This is a genomic window from Paraburkholderia sp. J10-1 (assembly GCF_905220165.1).
GTDB lineage: Bacteria > Pseudomonadota > Gammaproteobacteria > Burkholderiales > Burkholderiaceae > Paraburkholderia.
Genome location: NZ_CAJMYW010000013.1, coordinates 15,547 through 34,012, shown reverse-complemented (window position 1 = coordinate 34,012; position 18,466 = coordinate 15,547). Strand labels below are relative to the sequence as shown.

15 protein-coding genes are annotated in these 18,466 nt (G+C 63.9%); 12 read left to right on the top strand and 3 right to left on the bottom strand.

What is annotated here, in order from left to right; all coding sequences use genetic code 11:
* The first annotated feature begins 167 nt into the window (after nucleotides 1-167).
* The 11 genes from U5A65_RS30495 to phoR all read left to right on the top strand — a co-directional run bounded on the left by U5A65_RS30495 (nucleotide 168) and on the right by phoR (nucleotide 12,730).
* The gene (locus tag U5A65_RS30495; protein ID WP_321912454.1) at nucleotides 168-830 is read left to right on the top strand and encodes an RlmE family RNA methyltransferase; all 663 of its coding nucleotides are present in this window, start codon (nucleotides 168-170) and stop codon (nucleotides 828-830) included.
* Nucleotides 831-1,022: 192 nt separating this feature from the next.
* Nucleotides 1,023-2,909: an ATP-dependent zinc metalloprotease FtsH gene (ftsH, locus tag U5A65_RS30490; protein ID WP_321948752.1), complete on the top strand. Its 1,887-nt coding sequence runs from the start codon at nucleotides 1,023-1,025 to the stop codon at nucleotides 2,907-2,909.
* A 119-nt stretch (nucleotides 2,910-3,028) separates the two neighbouring features.
* Nucleotides 3,029-3,919, top strand: coding sequence for a dihydropteroate synthase (gene folP / locus U5A65_RS30485; protein WP_321948793.1), 891 nt, complete (start codon nucleotides 3,029-3,031; stop codon nucleotides 3,917-3,919).
* A gap of 171 nt (nucleotides 3,920-4,090) precedes the next feature.
* Nucleotides 4,091-5,443: a phosphoglucosamine mutase gene (gene glmM, locus U5A65_RS30480; protein ID WP_321948751.1), complete on the top strand. Its 1,353-nt coding sequence runs from the start codon at nucleotides 4,091-4,093 to the stop codon at nucleotides 5,441-5,443.
* A 383-nt stretch (nucleotides 5,444-5,826) separates the two neighbouring features.
* Nucleotides 5,827-6,858 (top strand): phosphate ABC transporter substrate-binding protein PstS, encoded by a 1,032-nt coding sequence (gene pstS / locus U5A65_RS30475; RefSeq protein WP_321912449.1) that lies wholly within the window; start codon nucleotides 5,827-5,829, stop codon nucleotides 6,856-6,858.
* A 211-nt stretch (nucleotides 6,859-7,069) separates the two neighbouring features.
* Nucleotides 7,070-8,056 carry a phosphate ABC transporter permease PstC gene (pstC, locus tag U5A65_RS30470; RefSeq protein ID WP_158758209.1) on the top strand — a complete coding sequence of 329 codons (987 nt, stop codon included), beginning with the start codon at nucleotides 7,070-7,072 and terminating at the stop codon, nucleotides 8,054-8,056.
* Nucleotides 8,053-8,949, top strand: coding sequence for a phosphate ABC transporter permease PstA (gene pstA, locus U5A65_RS30465; protein ID WP_321948750.1), 897 nt, complete (start codon nucleotides 8,053-8,055; stop codon nucleotides 8,947-8,949). The genes pstC and pstA overlap by 4 nt, the downstream gene beginning before the upstream one ends.
* A gap of 20 nt (nucleotides 8,950-8,969) precedes the next feature.
* A complete protein-coding gene (pstB, locus tag U5A65_RS30460; protein ID WP_407671808.1) occupies nucleotides 8,970-9,824 on the top strand; it encodes a phosphate ABC transporter ATP-binding protein PstB in 855 nt (284 codons plus the stop codon).
* A 19-nt stretch (nucleotides 9,825-9,843) separates the two neighbouring features.
* Nucleotides 9,844-10,548, top strand: coding sequence for a phosphate signaling complex protein PhoU (gene phoU / locus U5A65_RS30455; RefSeq protein ID WP_321912443.1), 705 nt, complete (start codon nucleotides 9,844-9,846; stop codon nucleotides 10,546-10,548).
* 34 nt (nucleotides 10,549-10,582) lie between these two features.
* The gene (gene phoB / locus U5A65_RS30450; protein ID WP_042261377.1) at nucleotides 10,583-11,284 is read left to right on the top strand and encodes a phosphate regulon transcriptional regulator PhoB; all 702 of its coding nucleotides are present in this window, start codon (nucleotides 10,583-10,585) and stop codon (nucleotides 11,282-11,284) included.
* A 132-nt stretch (nucleotides 11,285-11,416) separates the two neighbouring features.
* Entirely contained in the window at nucleotides 11,417-12,730 is a 1,314-nt protein-coding gene (gene phoR, locus U5A65_RS30445; RefSeq protein WP_321948749.1) for a phosphate regulon sensor histidine kinase PhoR, read from the top strand.
* Nucleotides 12,731-12,810: 80 nt separating this feature from the next.
* Here phoR and ppk1 read toward each other — a convergent pair whose 3' ends face one another.
* Nucleotides 12,811-14,874, bottom strand: coding sequence for a polyphosphate kinase 1 (gene ppk1 / locus U5A65_RS30440; RefSeq protein WP_321912440.1), 2,064 nt, complete (start codon nucleotides 14,872-14,874; stop codon nucleotides 12,811-12,813).
* A 214-nt stretch (nucleotides 14,875-15,088) separates the two neighbouring features.
* Here ppk1 and ppx point away from each other — a divergent pair, with 214 nt between their 5' ends.
* Nucleotides 15,089-16,690 (top strand): exopolyphosphatase, encoded by a 1,602-nt coding sequence (ppx, locus tag U5A65_RS30435; RefSeq protein WP_415765894.1) that lies wholly within the window; start codon nucleotides 15,089-15,091, stop codon nucleotides 16,688-16,690.
* Nucleotides 16,691-16,775: 85 nt separating this feature from the next.
* On the opposite strand, the gene U5A65_RS30430 is transcribed toward ppx, so the two are convergent.
* On the bottom strand, nucleotides 16,776-17,594 hold the full coding sequence (locus U5A65_RS30430; RefSeq protein WP_321912437.1) for a GNAT family N-acetyltransferase: 819 nt from the start codon (nucleotides 17,592-17,594) through the stop codon (nucleotides 16,776-16,778).
* Between the two features lie 225 nt (nucleotides 17,595-17,819).
* Nucleotides 17,820-18,284, bottom strand: coding sequence for a phosphohistidine phosphatase SixA (sixA, locus tag U5A65_RS30425; RefSeq protein WP_321912435.1), 465 nt, complete (start codon nucleotides 18,282-18,284; stop codon nucleotides 17,820-17,822).
* Nucleotides 18,285-18,466: the final 182 nt, after the last annotated feature.

Genomic DNA, 18,466 nt, shown 5'->3' with positions numbered 1-18,466 from the left:
GGCAAAGCGCGTCGGAACAACGGAAAACCGTGGGGAACGGCAGGGCGCGGGCAAAAAAACGCCGGCGGAGGAAAGAACATCCGGCCAGGCGGGCCGCGACGGCCGCACGAATAAAACGCGTATTATCCGCTAAAAGCGCGGAATCACGCAGCAAGAGTTCATCTTTAATGGCAAAAAATCGCTTCAACCAGTCGTGGCTGCACGACCATATCAACGACCCGTACGTGAAAATGGCGCAGCGGGAGGGCTATCGCGCCCGCGCCGCGTACAAGCTCAAGGAAATCGACGAGCAGGACAAGCTGATCCGCCCCGGCATGGTGATCGTGGACCTCGGCGCCGCGCCCGGCAGCTGGAGCCAGTACGCGCGCAACAAGCTCGCACAAGGCACGAAGCGCGACGACCAACGCGAAGGCGGCATCGACGGCACAATCATCGCGCTCGACCTCCTGCCCATGGAACCCATTTCGGACGTGCAGTTCCTGCAGGGCGACTTCCGCGAGGACGATGTGCTCGCGCAACTGGAAGAATTGGTGGGTGGGCGCCCGGTCGATCTTGTAATTTCGGACATGGCACCCAATCTCTCGGGGGTCGCGTCGGCAGACGCGGCGCGTATCGAACACGTGTGCGATCTCGCGCTCGAGTTTTCGCAGAATCATCTGAAACCCGATGGTGCCCTTTTAGTCAAATGTTTCCACGGCAGCGGCTACAGCCAGATCGTCGAGAAGTTCAAGGATCAGTTCAAGGTTGTGGCGGCGCGCAAGCCGAAGGCTTCGCGCGATAAATCGTCCGAAACGTTTATATTGGGCAAACATCTGAAGCGCCCCCGTTAAACGGGGCATGATTGCCGTGCAAAAGGCGCTAACTGACCGCACAATGGGTGCAAGAGGCGGACAGGACAAGGCGCTCGGGCTATTCCTGCGGTAGCGAAACGTTATGGCAGGGGTCGGTGTACTGGATTAGAATGCTTTGGTGGTGTCGCAAGGCAAATGTAGGCGCCCATCTATGAGTGAAGGAGTGGTGCTTTGAACAACAACATGTTTTCGAAGGCAGCAGTGTGGCTGGTGATAGCACTGGTGCTGTTTACGGTGTTCAAGCAGTTCGACAAGCCCCGTGTCCAGGAAGGCGTCTCGTACTCGCAGTTCATGGACGACGCGAAGGCCGGCAAGGTCAAGAGTGTCGTGGTGCAGGGGCGGAACCTCACGGTCACTCCGGCTGACGGCCAGAAATACCAGATCGTCTCTCCGGGCGATATCTGGATGGTCGGCGACCTGATGAAATACGGCGTGCAGGTGAGCGGCAAGGCCGACGAAGAGCCGAATGCGCTCGTTTCGGCGTTGTACTACCTTGGACCGACGATACTGATCATCGTGTTCTGGTTCTACATGATGAGGCAGATGCAGGGGGGCGGCAAAGGCGGGGCGTTCTCCTTTGGTAAATCGCGCGCCCGCCTGATCGACGAGAACAACAACGCGGTCAACTTCTCCGACGTCGCAGGCTGCGACGAAGCGAAGGAAGAAGTGTCCGAACTCGTCGACTTCCTGCGCGATCCGCAAAAATTCCAGAAGCTCGGTGGGCGTATCCCGCGCGGCGTGCTGCTCGTTGGACCTCCGGGTACGGGTAAGACGCTGCTTGCGCGCGCCATTGCCGGCGAAGCGAAGGTGCCGTTCTTCAGCATCTCGGGTTCGGACTTCGTGGAAATGTTCGTTGGCGTGGGCGCGGCCCGCGTGCGCGACATGTTCGAGCAGGCCAAGAAGCACGCGCCGTGTATCGTGTTCATCGACGAAATCGACGCGGTCGGCCGTCATCGTGGCGCCGGGATGGGCGGCGGCAATGACGAACGCGAGCAGACGCTGAACCAGATGCTGGTCGAGATGGACGGCTTCGAGGCGAACTCGGGCGTCATCGTGATCGCGGCAACCAACCGTTCCGACGTGCTCGACAAGGCGTTGCTGCGTCCGGGCCGTTTCGACCGCCAGGTGTATGTGGGCCTGCCTGACATTCGGGGCCGCGAGCAGATCATGAAGGTGCACCTGCGCAAGGTGCCGATCGCCAACGACGTGGATGCAGCGGTGATCGCGCGTGGCACGCCGGGCTTTTCGGGTGCCGATCTCGCGAACCTCGTGAATGAAGCGGCGCTCTTCGCGGCGCGCCGCGGCAAGCGCATCGTCGAAATGCAGGACTTCGAAGACGCGAAGGACAAGATCTTCATGGGTCCGGAGCGCAAGTCGGCCGTGATCCGCGAAGAAGCGAAGCGTGCCACGGCGTACCACGAGTCGGGTCACGCGGTCATCGCAAAGCTGCTGCCGAAGGCGGACCCGGTGCACAAGGTGACGATCATTCCGCGCGGCCGTGCGCTGGGCGTGACGTGGCAGTTGCCCGAGCACGACAACGAAACGTATTCGAAGGACTACCTGCTGGATCGTCTGGCCATCCTGTTCGGCGGCCGCGTGGCGGAAGAGCTGTTCATGAACCTGATCAGCACGGGCGCCTCGGACGACTTCAACAAGGCGACGCAAACGGCTCGTGCCATGGTCACGCGCTTCGGCATGACCGACGCGCTCGGACCGATGGTCTACGCCGACGACGACAACGACGGCGGCCCGTTCGGCAAGGGCTTCACGCGTGCGATCTCGGAAGCGACGCAGCAGAAGGTCGACGCGGAAATCCGCCGCGTGCTGGACGAGCAGTACAACCTCGCGAAGCGCCTGCTCGACGAGAACCGCGACAAGGTCGAAGCCATGACCGCGGCACTCATGGAGTGGGAAACGATCGACGCCGACCAGATCAACGACATCATGGCCGGCCGGCCGCCGCGCTCGCCGAAGAGCTCGCCGTCGCCGGGCGACGCGTCCTCGGGCGGCAGCACGGGCACCGAGGTCAAACCCGGTAGCGCCACTGCACCGGCGTGATCCTGATCGAGTAAAGTTGCGGGCCGGTGTGATGTTCACATCGGCCCGTTTTGCATTTCTGGCGCGCCTGTGTGCCGCCGCATCTCGTTACACATCTGACGTTTCTTGACGTGCCCAACATCTCCTCGCAAGGTAGTCTCCCACCTGAACCGCTCGCGTGCGGCCGCTTCACGCTGACTTTCGAGCGTCCGCTCGTCATGGGCATCCTCAACGCCACGCCCGACTCGTTTTCCGACGGCGGCCGGTACATCGCTTTTGGCGACGCCGTGCGCCGCGCGGAGCAGATGATGCTCGACGGCGTCGATATCATCGACATTGGCGGTGAGTCGACGCGGCCGGGCGCACCGCCCGTGCCGCTCGACGAGGAACTCGAGCGGGTGATTCCGCTGGTGGAAAAGCTCAAGGGCGCGAACGTGCCGCTCTCGATCGACACGTACAAGCCCGAAGTCATGCGCGCGGCGCTTGCGGCAGGCGCCGACATGATCAACGACATCTGGGGTTTCCGGATGCCTGGCGCGATCGAAGCCGTGCGCGGCAGCGCATGCGGGCTGTGTGTGATGCACATGCATGGCGAGCCGCAGACCATGCAGGTGGGCGAGCCCGATTACGTGAACGTCGTGCGTGAGGTTCGTGAGTTTCTTGCCGGGCGTTGTGCCGAACTCGAAGCGGCGGGCGTGGCGAAGGCGCGCATCAGCGTGGATCCGGGCTTTGGTTTCGGCAAGTCGGTGGTGGAGCACAATTACGCACTGCTCGCGCATTTGCCCGAGACGGCGCCTGAGGTCGCGGCAGGTGGCGCGCCGTATCCGATCCTCGCCGGCATGTCGCGCAAGTCGATGCTCGGCGCACTCGTGAACCGGCCTGCGCCCGAACGTGTTGCGGCGAGCGTGGCGGCGGCGGTATGCGCGGCGGAACGCGGTGCGGCGATCATTCGCGTGCATGACGTCGCGCCCACTGTGGACGCGCTCAAGGTCTGGGCGGCGATGCGCGACGCGATGGCGGTCGGCGCATAGTCCGCGCGAGGGTCAGCGAGCTACCGCGCGAGCAACTGCGTGACTGACTGCGTGACCAACTGCGCGACCAACTGCGCGATCGACCGGCGACGCTCTTTGCCACGGGATGCACGAACGCATCCGGGCGGCCAAAATACAGGACAAGGCAGCACCAAACCGAGGGATAGAAAGATGGGACGTCGTTATTTCGGAACTGATGGGGTGCGTGGCAAGGTCGGCGAGGCGCCGATCACGCCCGATTTCGTGCTTCGGCTAGGCTACGCGGCGGGCAAGGTGCTCGCTGGGTCGGCGGGGGTATCCGGGCCGCGCCCGTCCGTGCTGATCGGCAAGGACACGCGTATTTCGGGCTATATGCTCGAAGCTTCTCTGGAGGCGGGGCTGTCGGCCGCGGGTATCGACGTGATGCTGGCCGGACCGATGACCACGCCCGGCATCGCCTATCTCACGCGTGCGCTGCGGCTTGCCGCGGGCGTCGTGATCAGCGCGTCGCACAATCCGTACTACGATAACGGCATCAAGTTCTTCTCCGCCGACGGCAACAAGCTCCCCGACGAGGTGGAGACGCAAATCGAGGAACAGCTCGAGCAGCCGCTCGCGTGCGCGCCGTCAGAGCAACTCGGCCGCGCACGCCGCCTGCACGACGCGGGCGGTCGCTACATCGAGTTCTGCAAGAGCACGTTCCCGCAGGCGTTCAACCTGCGCGGCCTCAAGCTCGTGATCGACTGTGCCAACGGCGCGGGTTATGACATCGCGCCGCACGTGTTCCACGAACTGGGCGCGGACGTGATTCCGATCGGCGTGTCGCCGAACGGTTTCAACATCAACGACGGCGTGGGCGCGACCGCGCCCGACGCGCTCGTGCGCGCCGTGCGCGCGAATCACGCCGACCTCGGCATCGCGCTGGACGGCGACGCCGACCGTCTCCAGGTGGTGGACGCACAAGGCCGCCTCTACAACGGCGACGAACTGCTCTACGTGCTCGTGAAGGACCGCATTGCGACCGATGGCAAGGTGGAAGGGGCGGTCGGCACGCTCATGACCAATTTTGCGATCGAGCAGGCGCTCGAAGGTCTTGGCGTGCAGCTCGTGCGCGCGAACGTGGGCGACCGCTACGTGCTGGAGCAACTGCGCGAGCGCGGCTGGCAGCTCGGCGCCGAAGGCTCGGGTCACATTCTTTCGCTCGACCGCCACACGACCGGCGACGGCATCGTCTCGGCGTTGCTCGTGCTCGCGGCGATGAAACGCAGTGGCAAGACGATCGCGCAACTGCTCGACGGCGTGAAGCTGTTTCCGCAGAAGCTCATCAACGTGCGCATCGCGCATGGCGCCGACTGGAAGGGCAATGCCGAGATCCAGCAGTCGATCGCTTCCGCCGAGGCGGAATTGAAGGGTAAGGGGCGCGTACTGATCCGCGCGTCGGGCACGGAGCCGGTGCTGCGCGTGATGGTCGAGGCTCGCGAGGAGCGCGACACGGTGCACTACGCCGAGGCGATCGCCAACGTGGTCAAGCGTTCGATCGCGTAATCGTCAGCGACAAGCCGATGAGCGTGATGGCGCAAGCCGCCGTCACGCTCATTTTTTTGCGATTTTTTCGACGTCGAAGCGCAAGCAGGCAAACGTTTAAAACACTCACATAACCGTTTGCAAATCATTTTCGAGGAATTCCTCGAATTTTTTCATCGGACCCCGGGACGCCTTCCGAGCGCCCATCCGGCGGGCGTTTCAGCTGCGGCCACCCATGCCGGCCATCGCGCGAGCGCACCTCACAGACCGCCCAATACGCATATCCACGCGCCTTTCAGCCAGTAATCGTACTGTCACGTTTGCTTCATGAATCGTCACAGTACTGTCACAGAGACCCCCTAAGCTTCGCGGTGTCGTTCATCCGCTCACACACTGGAGGTCTCATGAAATTGATGCAAACCGCGCTCGCTGGCGTTGCTGGCGCGCTCTTCGCGATCGCAGCGCAGGCTGCTGACATCACTGGCGCGGGTAGCACCTTCGCAGCACCGATCTATACGAAATGGGCGGATGCCTATCAAAAGTCGGGCGGCGGCAAGGTGAATTACCAAGGCATTGGTTCGTCGGGTGGCATCAAGCAGATTCAAGCCAAGACCGTTGACTTCGCGGGCTCGGACGCGCCGCTGAAGGACGAAGATCTGGCCAAGGAAGGCCTGTTCCAGTTCCCGACGGTGGTCGGCGGCGTCGTGCCGGCGATCAACGTGCCGGGCGTGAAGGCCGGCGAAATCACGCTGTCGGGCCCGGTGCTCGGCGACATCTACCTCGGCAAGATCAAGAAGTGGAACGATCCGGCCATCGTCGCGCTGAACCCGAAGGTCAAGCTGCCTGACCTCGACATCGCCGTGGTGCGCCGCGCCGACGGTTCGGGCACCAGCTTCATCTGGACGAACTACCTCTCGAAGGTCAACCCCGAGTGGAAGAGCAAGGTCGGCGAAGGCACGACCGTGGCATGGCCGACGGGCACGGGCGGCAAGGGCAACGACGGCGTTGCGGCCTTCGTGCAGCGCCTGCCGGGCGCGATCGGCTACGTCGAGTGGGCGTACGCCAAGCAAAATCACATGGTCTACACTGCCATGAAGAACGAGTCGGGCGCTGTGGTTCAGCCGGACACCGAAACGTTCAAGGCAGCGGCCGCTGGCGCGGACTGGAAGAAGTCGTTCTACCAGATCCTCACGAACGAGCCGGGCAAGGACGCATGGCCGGTTGTCGGCGCGACCTTCGTGCTGCTGCACACGGCACAGGACAAGCCGGACCAGGGCAAGGAAACGCTCAAGTTCTTCGACTGGGCCTTCAAGAACGGCACGCCGGCTGCTGACAGCCTCGACTACATCTCGCTGCCGCCGTCGGTTGTGAGCGAAATCAAGTCGCAGTGGAAGGAGAAGGTCAAGGACGCGAGCGGCAAGCCGGTCGCTGAATAAGCCAAGCGTCAGGCAAGCGTAAAAAAGGCCGCCGCGTGACGCGCGCGGCCTGTTCGCTTGTGGCTTGCCTGATTCTGCGCTGTCCATGATGTGCCGCCCGCCTTCCGGCTCAGTCGTCAGTATTAACGGCCGGAAGGCGGGCGATCTGCAGTCCTACGGCTGCATCAACGTCGTGAGCTTCAAGCTCGCGGCAACTGGAACCCAGGTCACCATGTCCGACGTCCCGCTCGTGTCGAACCCGCCCGGCAACGCCGCGCAGCAAAAAGCGCCCAGCCCGGCAGGGGACATCATTTTTGGCGGCCTCGCGCGCCTCGCTGCCATCGTCACGCTGTTGCTGCTCGGCGGCATCATCGTGTCGCTGATCGTCGCCTCGTTGCCGACGATCCAGAAGTTCGGTTTCGCATTCCTCTGGACTGCCGACTGGGATCCCCCCAGCGAGCAGTTCGGCGCGCTCGTGCCCATCTACGGCACGATCGCCACGTCGCTCATCGCGCTCATCATTGCCGTGCCCGTGAGCTTCGGCATCGCGCTCTTTCTCACCGAGCTTTCGCCCGCATGGCTGCGCCGGCCGCTCGGCATCGCCATCGAACTGCTCGCCGCGATCCCGTCGATCGTCTACGGTATGTGGGGTCTGCTCGTGTTCGCGCCGATCTTCGCGCAGTGGTTCGAAAAGCCGCTCGGCACGCTGCTGGGCGGCATGCCGATCGTCGGCGCGCTGTTCCAGGGCGCGCCTATCGGCATCGGCATTCTGTGCGCCGGCGTGATTCTCGCGATCATGATCATTCCGTACATCGCGTCGGTCATGCGCGACGTGTTCGAAGTCACGCCCGTGCTGCTCAAGGAGTCGGCCTACGGCATCGGCTGCACGACCTGGGAAGTGATGTGGAAGATCGTGCTGCCGTTCACCAAGACCGGCGTGATCGGCGGCGTGATGCTCGGCCTTGGCCGCGCGCTTGGCGAGACCATGGCCGTCACGTTCGTGATCGGCAATACGAACCTGCTCGACAACGTGTCGCTCTTTTCGCCGGGCAACAGCATTACCTCGGCGCTTGCCAACGAGTTCGCGGAAGCGAGCCCGGGCCTGCACACGGCCGCGCTGATGGAACTCGGCCTGATCCTCTTCGTGATTACGTTCATCGTGCTGTCGATCTCGAAGCTCATGTTGCTGCGCCTTGAAAAATCGGAGGGTGCGCGATGAGCGAACCGATGATGAAAATTCCGGGTGCGATTTACGGCCCCGAACTGGACCGCATGCGCGACAAGCTGCAGCGCCGCCGCCGCGTGACCAACGCGATCGCGCTCACGCTCTCGCTCGCCGCCATGGGGTTCGGCCTTCTGTGGCTCGTGTGGATTCTCTACACGACGATTTCGCTCGGCATCGGCGGTCTTTCGGTCGAGCTGTTCACGCAGTCCACGCCCCCGCCGAACACCGATGGCGGCGGTCTTCTGAACGCCATCGTCGGCAGCCTGCTGCTCGTTGTGATCGCAACGTTCGTCGGCACGCCGATCGGCATTCTCGCGGGCATCTATCTGGCGGAATACGGCCAGAAGGGCTGGCTCGCTAGCGTCACGCGCTTCATCAACGACATTCTGCTGTCGGCGCCCTCGATCGTCGTGGGCCTGTTCGTCTACGCACTCGTGGTCGCGAAGATGGGGCACTTCAGCGGTTGGGCCGGCGCGATTGCGCTTGCGCTGCTGCAGATCCCGATCGTGATCCGCACGACCGAGAACATGCTCAAGCTTGTGCCGAACGCGCTGCGCGAAGCGGCTTTCGCACTCGGCACGCCGAAGTGGAAGATGGTGCTCTCCATCACGCTGAAGGCGTCGATTGCGGGCATCGTGACGGGCGTGCTGCTCGCCATCGCCCGTATCGCCGGCGAAACCGCGCCGTTGCTCTTCACCGCGCTGTCGAACCAGTTCTTTAGCGCCGACATGAATCAACCGATCGCGAACCTGCCGGTCACGATCTTCAAGTTCGCGATGAGCCCGTTTGCGCAGTGGCAGTCGCTTGCGTGGGCCGGCGTTTTCCTGATCACGCTGGGCGTGCTGGGTCTAAATATCCTCGCGCGCACGGTCTTTTCGAACAAGTAAGGGCGGAGTTCCCGATGAACATGGCTGAGAGTCACCTCAACACCGCTGCGCACGGCAATGCGCCCTCCGCTGGGTTTGAACCTGCGGATCCCGCCCAGAACGCACGCCTGCCGGCGCTGGGCAAGCCGAAGATCGAAGTGAAGGACCTGAACTTCTTCTACGGCAAGTACCACGCGCTGAAGAACATCAACCTGCAGATTCCCGAAGGCAAGGTGACGGCGTTCATTGGCCCGTCGGGCTGCGGCAAGTCCACGCTTCTGCGCACCTTCAACAAGATGTTCGCGCTCTACCCGGAGCAGCGCGCCGAAGGCGAGATCGTGATGGACGGCGAGAACCTGCTCGCGACCAAGCGCGATATTTCGCTGCTGCGCGCACGCATCGGCATGGTGTTCCAGAAGCCGACCCCGTTCCCGATGTCGATTTACGACAACATTGCGTTCGGCGTGAAGATGTTCGAGAAGCTCTCGCGCCCGGAAATGGACGATCGTGTGGAGTGGGCGCTCACCAAGGCCGCGCTCTGGAACGAAGTGAAGGACAAGCTCGGCCAGAGCGGCTACGGCCTCTCGGGCGGCCAGCAGCAGCGCCTGTGTATCGCGCGCGGCATTGCGATCCGCCCCGAAGTGCTGCTGCTCGACGAGCCGTGCTCGGCGCTCGACCCGATTTCCACGGGCCGTATCGAAGAGCTGATCGCGGAACTCAAGAGCGACTACACGGTGGTGATCGTCACCCATAACATGCAGCAGGCCGCGCGCTGCTCGGACTACACTGCATACATGTACCTGGGTGAGCTGATCGAGTTCGGCGACACCGAAAAGATCTTCATCAAGCCGGTCCGCAAGGAAACGGAAGACTACATTACCGGCCGCTTCGGCTGAGCGTTGCAGGGAGCAAATCATGTCCGACAAACACTTGTCCAGCCAGTTCGACGCCGATTTGAACCTCATTTCGTCGAAGGTGCTCGAAATGGGCGGCCTCGTCGAATCGCAGATCATCACGGCCATGCAGGCGCTCAACGAGTTCGACGGCGCCGCCGCCGAGCGCGTGATCGCCGCTGAAGACCGCCTCAACACGATGGAAGTCGAGATCGACGAAGAGTGCAGCAACATCATCGCGCGCCGCCAGCCGGCCGCGCGCGACCTGCGCCTCGTACTCGCCATTTCGAAGACCATCACGAACCTCGAGCGCGCCGGCGACGAAGCCGAAAAGATCGCCAAGCGCACGAAGCGCCTGATGGAAGACGGCGCCTCGCGCACCGTCAACATCGCCGAGATCAAGGTCTCGGGCGAGATGGCCGTGTCGATCCTGCGCCGCGCGCTCGACGCGTTCGCGCGTCTCGACACCGTGGCCGCCGCGCAGATCGTGCGCGACGACAAGGCGATCGACGAGGAATTCCGCGCGTTCGTGCGCAAGCTCGTGAGCTACATGATGGAAGATCCGCGCACGATCTCCGTGGGCCTCGACTATCTGTTCATCGCCAAGGCGATCGAGCGGATCGGCGACCACGCGAAGAACATCGCGGAATTCATCATTTACATCGTGAAGGGCACCGACGTGCGGCACAAGTCGCGCGACGCGCTCGAACGCGAAGCACTCAGCTAATCAACTCCACAGGTAACAAGGTCAAGAGGTGCCGATGCCTAGCAGCATTCTCGTCATCGAAGATGAGCCCGCTATTTCCGAGCTGATTTCGGTGAACCTGCAGCACGCAGGCCACTGCCCGATCCGCGCCTACAACGCGGAGCAGGCGCAGAACCTGATCAGCGACGTGCTGCCCGATCTCATCCTGCTCGACTGGATGTTGCCGGGCAAGTCGGGTGTGAATTTCGCGCGCGATCTGCGCAACAACGAGCGTACGAAGCATATTCCGATCATCATGCTGACCGCGCGTGGCGACGAGCAGGACAAGGTGCTCGGCCTCGAAATCGGCGCTGACGACTACGTGACGAAGCCGTTCTCGCCCAAGGAGCTGATGGCGCGCATCAAGGCGGTGCTGCGCCGCCGCGCGCCGCAGCTCACGGAAGACGTGGTGGCGATCAACGGTCTGAAGCTCGATCCGGCCACGCACCGCGTCGCGGCCGCCGCCGAAGGCTCGGAAATCAAGCTCGACCTCGGCCCGACCGAGTTCCGCCTGCTGCACTTCTTCATGACGCATCCGGAGCGCGTGCACAGCCGCACGCAACTGCTCGACCAGGTGTGGGGCGATCACGTGTTCGTGGAAGAGCGCACCGTGGACGTGCATATCAAGCGTCTGCGCGCCGCGCTCAAGCCGGCAGGGTGCGATGCTATGATCGAAACGGTGCGCGGCAGCGGCTACCGTCTCGCCAAGAGCGCCTAAGCTGGGATAACGGCCGCGCCGCAGGGTGAGTCACCGGGCGGCGCGACCGCTTCACTGCCGCCGGCAATCGAGCGGCGGTAACAAGATGTCGCGTGCCCGCATCCGACCGTATTATTCTTCGATCGCAGGAACATGAACATCATCTGGGCGCGCTCCCTCGTATCGATCGTTTTGCTCGCGCTCATTTGCGCGGGTATTGGCGCGATTTTCGGCGTCAAGATCGCGCTCGGCGTTGCCGTGCTGGCGCTGCTCGCGCAAATGCTCTTCAGCACGTTCCACAAGCAGCGCCTCTGGCGTCTGCTCGACGCCCCGGTCTACGGCGAAGTGCCGAGCGCTCCCGGCATCTGGGGCGAAATCTACTACCGTTTGCACAAGCTCGCGAAGCGCTGGCACGCTCAGGTGCGCCAGGTGGAGCAGCAGCACTCGCGTTTCATCCAGGCGATCCAGGCCTCGCCCAACGGCGTCGCCATGCTCGACGACCACGACCAGATCGAGTGGTGCAACGCGATCTCCGAAGTCCACTTCGGGCTCGACGCGAGGCGCGACCTGCGCCAGCACATCACGCATCTCGTGCGGCAGCCCGACTTCGTGCGCTACCTCAATTCGCACGACTACAAGGACATGCTGATCATGCGCGGCATGGGCGCCAAGCGTCAGAACGTGATCTCGGTGCAGGTGTTTCCGTACGGCGAGAACCGCAAGCTCGTGCTTTCGCAGGACATCACCGAACTCGAGCGCACCGACGCCATGCGGCGCGACTTCGTGGCCAACGTTTCGCATGAACTGAAAACGCCGATCACGGTGCTCTCGGGCTTTCTCGAGACGATGCGCGAGCTGCCGCTTGGCGAAGCCGAGCGCAACCGCTACCTGGAGCTGATGGAGCAACAGGCCTCGCGCATGCGCCACATCGTCACCGACCTGCTCGTGCTCGCGAAACTGGAAGGCGAGGGGCGTCAGCCCGGCGATCATATGGTCGACATGCGCGCGGTGCTCGGACACGTGCGCGAGGACGCCGAAAGCCTTTCGGGCGGCCATCACCGCATCACGGCCGATTTCGACGACGGCCTGAGCGTCACCGGTTCCGAAACGGAGATCATGAGCGCGCTGGGCAATCTCGCGACCAATGCGGTGCGCTACACGCCGGACGGCGGCACGGTGCATCTATCCTGGCGCGCGGAGCATGGCAGCGCGGTGTTTTCCGTCACCGACAGCGGCCTGGGCATTCCGGCCGCCGATATTCCGCGCCTGACCGAGCGCTTCTATCGCGTGGATCGCAGCCGCTCGCGCGACACGGGCGGCACGGGCCTGGGCCTCGCAATCGTCAAGCACGTGCTGCAGCGCCACGACGCGGCGCTCGAAGTGAAGAGCGAGGAAGGGCGGGGCAGCACGTTCACGGTGCGCTTCCCGACCGCGCGCACGACGAGAAGGCAGCCGGCGCCGGTCTGAGGATCTGCAGTTGCCATTGAAAAAGCCGCTTCATTCGAAGCGGCTTTTTTGCGTGCAGCGTGAGCGGCGCGATCAGTGCATTACGGACAGAACTTCGCGAGCAAGCTCAACTGCGCATTGCGCACGGCCTTGCCCGCGCGGCGGCGGCGATAGTGGCCGTCGCTTTGCATGAGCCACGCCGATTGATTGTCGCCGAGGAAGGTGGAAAGCCCTTCGGCGATCACGCGGCGCTTGAGCCTGCGGTCGTGGATCGGGAACGCTACTTCGACGCGGCGGAACAGGTTGCGATCCATCCAGTCCGCGCTCGACAAATAGACGTCTTCCTTGCCGCCCGCATAGAAGTAGTAAATGCGATGGTGCTCGAGAAAGCGCCCGACGATCGAGCGCACGGTGATGTTCTCGGAGAGCCCTGGCACGCCCGGCTGCAGCGAGCACACGCCACGGATGATCAGGTCGATCTTCACGCCGGCCTGCGATGCTTCGTACAACTCGTCGATGACGGTCGGCTCGAGCAGCGCGTTCATTTTCGCGACGATACGCGCCTTCTTGCCCGCACGCGCGGCGTCGGCTTCGTTGCGAATCGCCTCGATCATCTTCGGATGCAGCGTGAACGGCGACTGCCACAGATCATGCAGCTGCAGCTCGCCGCCGATGCCCGTGAGCTGCTGGAAGACGTGGTGCACGTCCTCGCACATCTTCGGCTCCGAAGTCATGAGGCCGAAGTCGGTATAGAGGCGCGCCGTGCGCGGATGGTAGTTGCCGGTGCCGAGGTGCACATAGCGGCGCAGCACCATGCGGCCGTTCACGGGCACGCGGCGCACGATCAGCATCATCTTGGCGTGGCACTTGTGGCCCACCACGCCGTACACCACGTGCGCGCCCACGGCTTCGAGCTGCGCGGCCCAGTTGATGTTGGTCTCTTCGTCGAAGCGCGCGAGCAGTTCCACGACCACCGTCACTTCCTTGCCGTTGCGCGCGGCCTGCATGAGCGCGTCCATGAGCGGCGAGTCGGTGCCAGTGCGGTAGATCGTCTGCTTGATCGCGACCACGTTCGGATCGTTGGCGGCCTGCAGCAGCAGTTCCAGCACGGGCTGGAAGCTCTCGTACGGATGATGCAGAAGCACGTCGCCCTGATCGATCACGTCGAACATGTTGCTGTTCGCGGCGATGCGCTGCGGAATGGCGGGCACGTGCGGCACGAACTTGAGGTCGGGGCGATCGACCATCTCGGGCAACTGCATGAGGCGCACGAGATTCACGGGGCCATCGACGTAATAGCAGTCTTTTTCGTCGAGACCGCTTTCGTCGAGCAGGCGCTTCGCGAGATGCGGGGGCGTTTCCGCCGACACTTCGAGCCGCACCGCATTGCCCAGGTGCCGCGCGGGCAGTTCGCCCTGCAGCGCCACGCGCAGGTTGGTGATTTCGTCTTCGTCGACGAAGAGTTCACTGTTGCGCGTGATGCGGAACTGGTTGCAGCTGCGCACGACGAGGCTCGGGAACAGCTCGCCCACGAAGCGCTGCAGCAGCGAGCCGAGCAGCACGAAGCCGTGCTGGAAGCCGGAAAGCTCCTGCGGCATGCGCACGAGGCGCGGCAGCGCGCGCGGCGCCTGCACGATGCCCATGACGGCCTGGCGCCCGAAGGCGTCCTTGCCTTCGAGTTCGACCACGAAGTTCAGGCTCTTGTTGAGCACGCGCGGGAACGGGTGCGCGGGGTCGAGCCCGATGGGCGTGAGAACGGGCAGCAGTTCGTCGAAGAAGTATTTGCGCGCCCAGGCGGTTTGCGCTTCGTTCCAGGCGTCGGTGCCGTGGAAATAGATGCCTTCCTGTTCGAGCGCGGGCAGCACGGTGTCGTGCAGCATGCGGTACTGGCGATGCACGAGACGCTGCGCGCGCTCGACCACGAGGTCGTACACGTGCTGCAGCGACATGCCGTCGGGCGAGAGGACGCCCGGGTTGTCGCGCATCTGCTCCTGAAGCCCGGCCATGCGGACTTCGAAGAATTCGTCGAGGTTGCTGCTGGTGATACAGATGAAGCGCAAGCGCTCCAGCAAAGGAACAGCGGGATCGGACGCCTGTGCGAGCACGCGCTCATTGAATCCCAGAATGCCCAGTTCGCGATTGAGTAGGGGATAGCGGATGGACATCGGCAATGAAAACGGAATGTCAGGGAGTGATTCGAACGGACGCTCGGAAATTCTCACAGTAATATGACTTTATTGTGACATTCGGTGTGTCATAAATTTTACGCCGCATTTTCACGAAATCGACAAGTCGCGTTGCGAACATGCACGCTGGGTAAAAGTACCCATGGTCATGACCAATGCGAGGAGCGACATGGTGAAGTCGGCTACGCTTAAAATGACGCATTTGGACAGTGCGGCGGCGGCGCAGCAAGCCCGCATGGCCGCGCGGTCGTCTCTGTATGCACGCATGGAGCCTGCCCCTTCGATGGTCACCAATCCCCACCTGCTTGCCGCCGTCGACCTCGGTTCGAACAGTTTTCGTCTGATCGTAGGCCGCGTCGAGGAAACCGACGCCGGCAGCCAGATCTACCCGGTGGATGCCCTGCGCGAACCCGTGCGGCTCGCGGCCGGCCTGTCGAAGGACAAGCTGCTCGACCGCGCCTCGCAGGTGCGTGGCTGGGACGCGCTCAAGCGCTTCGGCGAGCGGCTGCGCGACTTCCATCCCGACCAGGTGCGCGCGGTGGCGACCAATACGCTGCGCGTGGCCAAGAACGCGCGCGAGTTCCTCACCGAGGCGGAAGCGGCGCTCGGCTTTCCGATCGAAGTGATCGCGGGCCGCGAAGAAGCGCGTCTCATCTACGCGGGCGCCGCGCACTCGGTGCCGGCGAGCGCCGGCAAGCGCTTCGTGGTGGACATCGGCGGTGGCTCGACCGAGTTCATCATCGGCGCGCACTACACGCCGATCCGCATGGAAAGCCTCTATATCGGCTGCGTGAGCCATAGCCGCCAGTTCTTCCCCTCGGGCAACGTCGACGAGTACACCATGCGCCAGGCCGAACTCGCGGCCACGCGCGAAATCCAGATCATTTCCGCCGACTATCGCAAGACCGGCTGGGACCAGGCGATCGGCTCGTCGGGCACGGCGCGCGCGCTCGCGGAACTCGTCGAGGCGAACGGCTTCAACGATCCCGGCATTACGCACGGCATTTCGCGTGGCGGCCTCGAGCGCCTGAAGCGCGCGCTCATCAAGGCCGAGAACGTGAACCGGCTCAAGCTCGTCGCGCTCAAGCCCGACCGCATTCCCGTGCTGGCGGGCGGTCTCTCGATCATGATCGCGGTGTTCGAGGAGCTGGGCATCGACTACGTCGACACCACGGACGGCGCGCTGCGCCTGGGCGTGCTCTACGACCTGCTGGGCCGCTCGCAGCACGAGGACATGCGCACGGTCACGGTGGAAGGCTTCATGCGCCGCTACGGCGTGGATCGCGCGCAGGCGGGGCGCATCGGCGAGCTGGCCGTGAAGTTCTACGACCAGTTCGAGGAGCCCGACGAGGAGCGCCGCGAAGAGAACCGCATGTTCCTCACGTGGGCGGCGTCGCTGCACGAAATCGGTCTGTCCATTTCGCACAGCGCGTATCACAAGCACTCGGCCTACATCGCCAGCAACGCGGACATGCCCGGCTTTTCGCGCACCGACCAGGCGCGCCTTGCCGCGCTCGTGCTCGGCCACGTGGGCAAGCTCGGCAAGCTCTCGCAAGCGCGCGATGTGGAGTGGCCGCTGCTGTTCTGCCTGCGTCTGGCCGCACTGCTCACGCGCCGCCGCGCCGACGTCGGTCTGCCGCACATCACGGTGGAGCAGGAGGGCAACGGCTACGAAGTGCTGCTGCCCAACTCGTGGGTCCAGAACAATCCGCTCACCGATTACAACCTCGTTCAGGAAGCGGCCGAATGGGGCAAGATCGGCATTCCGTATCGCGTGGTGTATACGGAGGAGTGAGCGCTGCGCGCTTCGCTGGTAAAAAAAAGCCCGGCTCACCAATGAGCCGGGCTTTTTTTTCGCCCGCTGAAGGGCGAATGGGGACTTAGCGCGTGACGGCTTCGCCGAGGAAGTGGCGCGCGTAACGCTCGTTGATCTCCGAAAGGCGGAAGAGCGTGAGGAAGTCGGCGGTGTTGAAGTCGGGGTCCCAGGCGGGCGCACCGCAGATCTTCGCGCCGAGGCGCAGATAGCCCTTGATGAGCGGCGGCGGCACGGCGGGGGCGCCGGTGCGCAGTTCCTCGACGGGCAGCGGCGTGTGCGGGAAGGCGCGATACTCGGGCGCGGTCAGCGCGTTCGCGCCGAGCGCGCAGTACAGGTTCGCCGCGTAGTGGCCGCCGTCGGCCATGGCGACGCTCGCGCAGCCGAGCATCGTCTCGTAGCCGTTGTGCTGCATATAGCCGCCCAGACCGCCCCACAGCGACATGATGACCGAGCCGCTGCGGTAGTCGGGGTGCACGCACGAGCGGCCCACCTCGACCATTTTCGGGCGCAGGTGCGCAAGGCGCGAGACGTCGAATTCGCTTTCGGCATAGAGGCGGCCGATGCGCGCCGCCTGGTGCGGCGGCAGCACGCGGTAAGTGCCGACGACCTTGAGCGTGTCGAGGTCGCGCACGAGCAGGTGGTCGCAGTACGAGTCGAAGGCGTCGACGTCGAGACCGGCCGGGCCGGTCAGGCGTGCGCCCATTTCTTCTGCGAACACGCGGTAGCGCAGACGCTGGGCCTCGCGCAGTTCCTCGTCGGTGCGAGCCCAGGCTACCTGCAGCCGATGCTGCGCGGTGACCGTTTCTTCGGCACGCGGCAAGCGTCGGTTCGACTCGAACAACGTCGAGGCGAATGGCAGGGAGGGCGTCGGCAGATCTCGCATGGGGCGTCCTGGTCGGAAGTAAGAGAACTTTCCCGGCAATTTAGTAATACGCGGTTACGTTTCCATGAAAACGCAATGACGATTCGATGACGTGGTGTAAGGCAGACGGGCGAGGTCGCCGGATGGGCGGGGCGGCGGGCGCGGTTAAACCGCGGTTGAACTGCGGTTTAACCGCTGAAGGGCCGCCTGCAGGCGGCCCGGTGGAAGGTGGAGGCGGGCGGAGGACTAGACGAGCTCGGGCGTGATGGCCGCGTGCAGGACGGCCTGATCGTCGCCGTTGCGGTCGCGGCTGGCGAGCCAAAGCACACCGGCTTTCTTCACCGCCCAGCTGCGCGAGTCGGTGCCACCCGAGAGCAGGCGCGCCGCGACCTCGCCGAGCGTGGGCTGATGGCCGACCACCACGACCGTGGACGAGAGGCCCTTGGGCCAGCCCACGGCGGTGAGTACCTGCTCGACGCTCGCATCGGGCGCGAGTTCGCGCACGACGCGATATTGATCGGTGAGCGCCTCGGCGGTCTGGATGGTGCGCGCGGCGGGGCTGGCGAGGATCACGGCGTCGTCGGGCAGGCGCGCGCGCAGCCACCGCGCGACGTTCTGCGCCTGCTTGCGCCCGCGCGTGGTGAGCTGGCGGGCGAGGTCGCTGGCGGCGATATCTTCGGCTTCGGCGTGGCGCCAGAGGATGAGGTGCATGGCGTCTCCTTTTGTTAGCTCATTGGCTCATTGGGTGCATGTGCGGCGTGTGCTCACATGGTGCACGCCCCGCTGCTGAGCGGCAAGCGCGTGATGCGGATCGCATTTCGTCTCGCTTTTTTCGCTGTGTCGTACGCGGATTTGACGGCACAGGGGCACTACCGCTACAATCTCTGATTCGT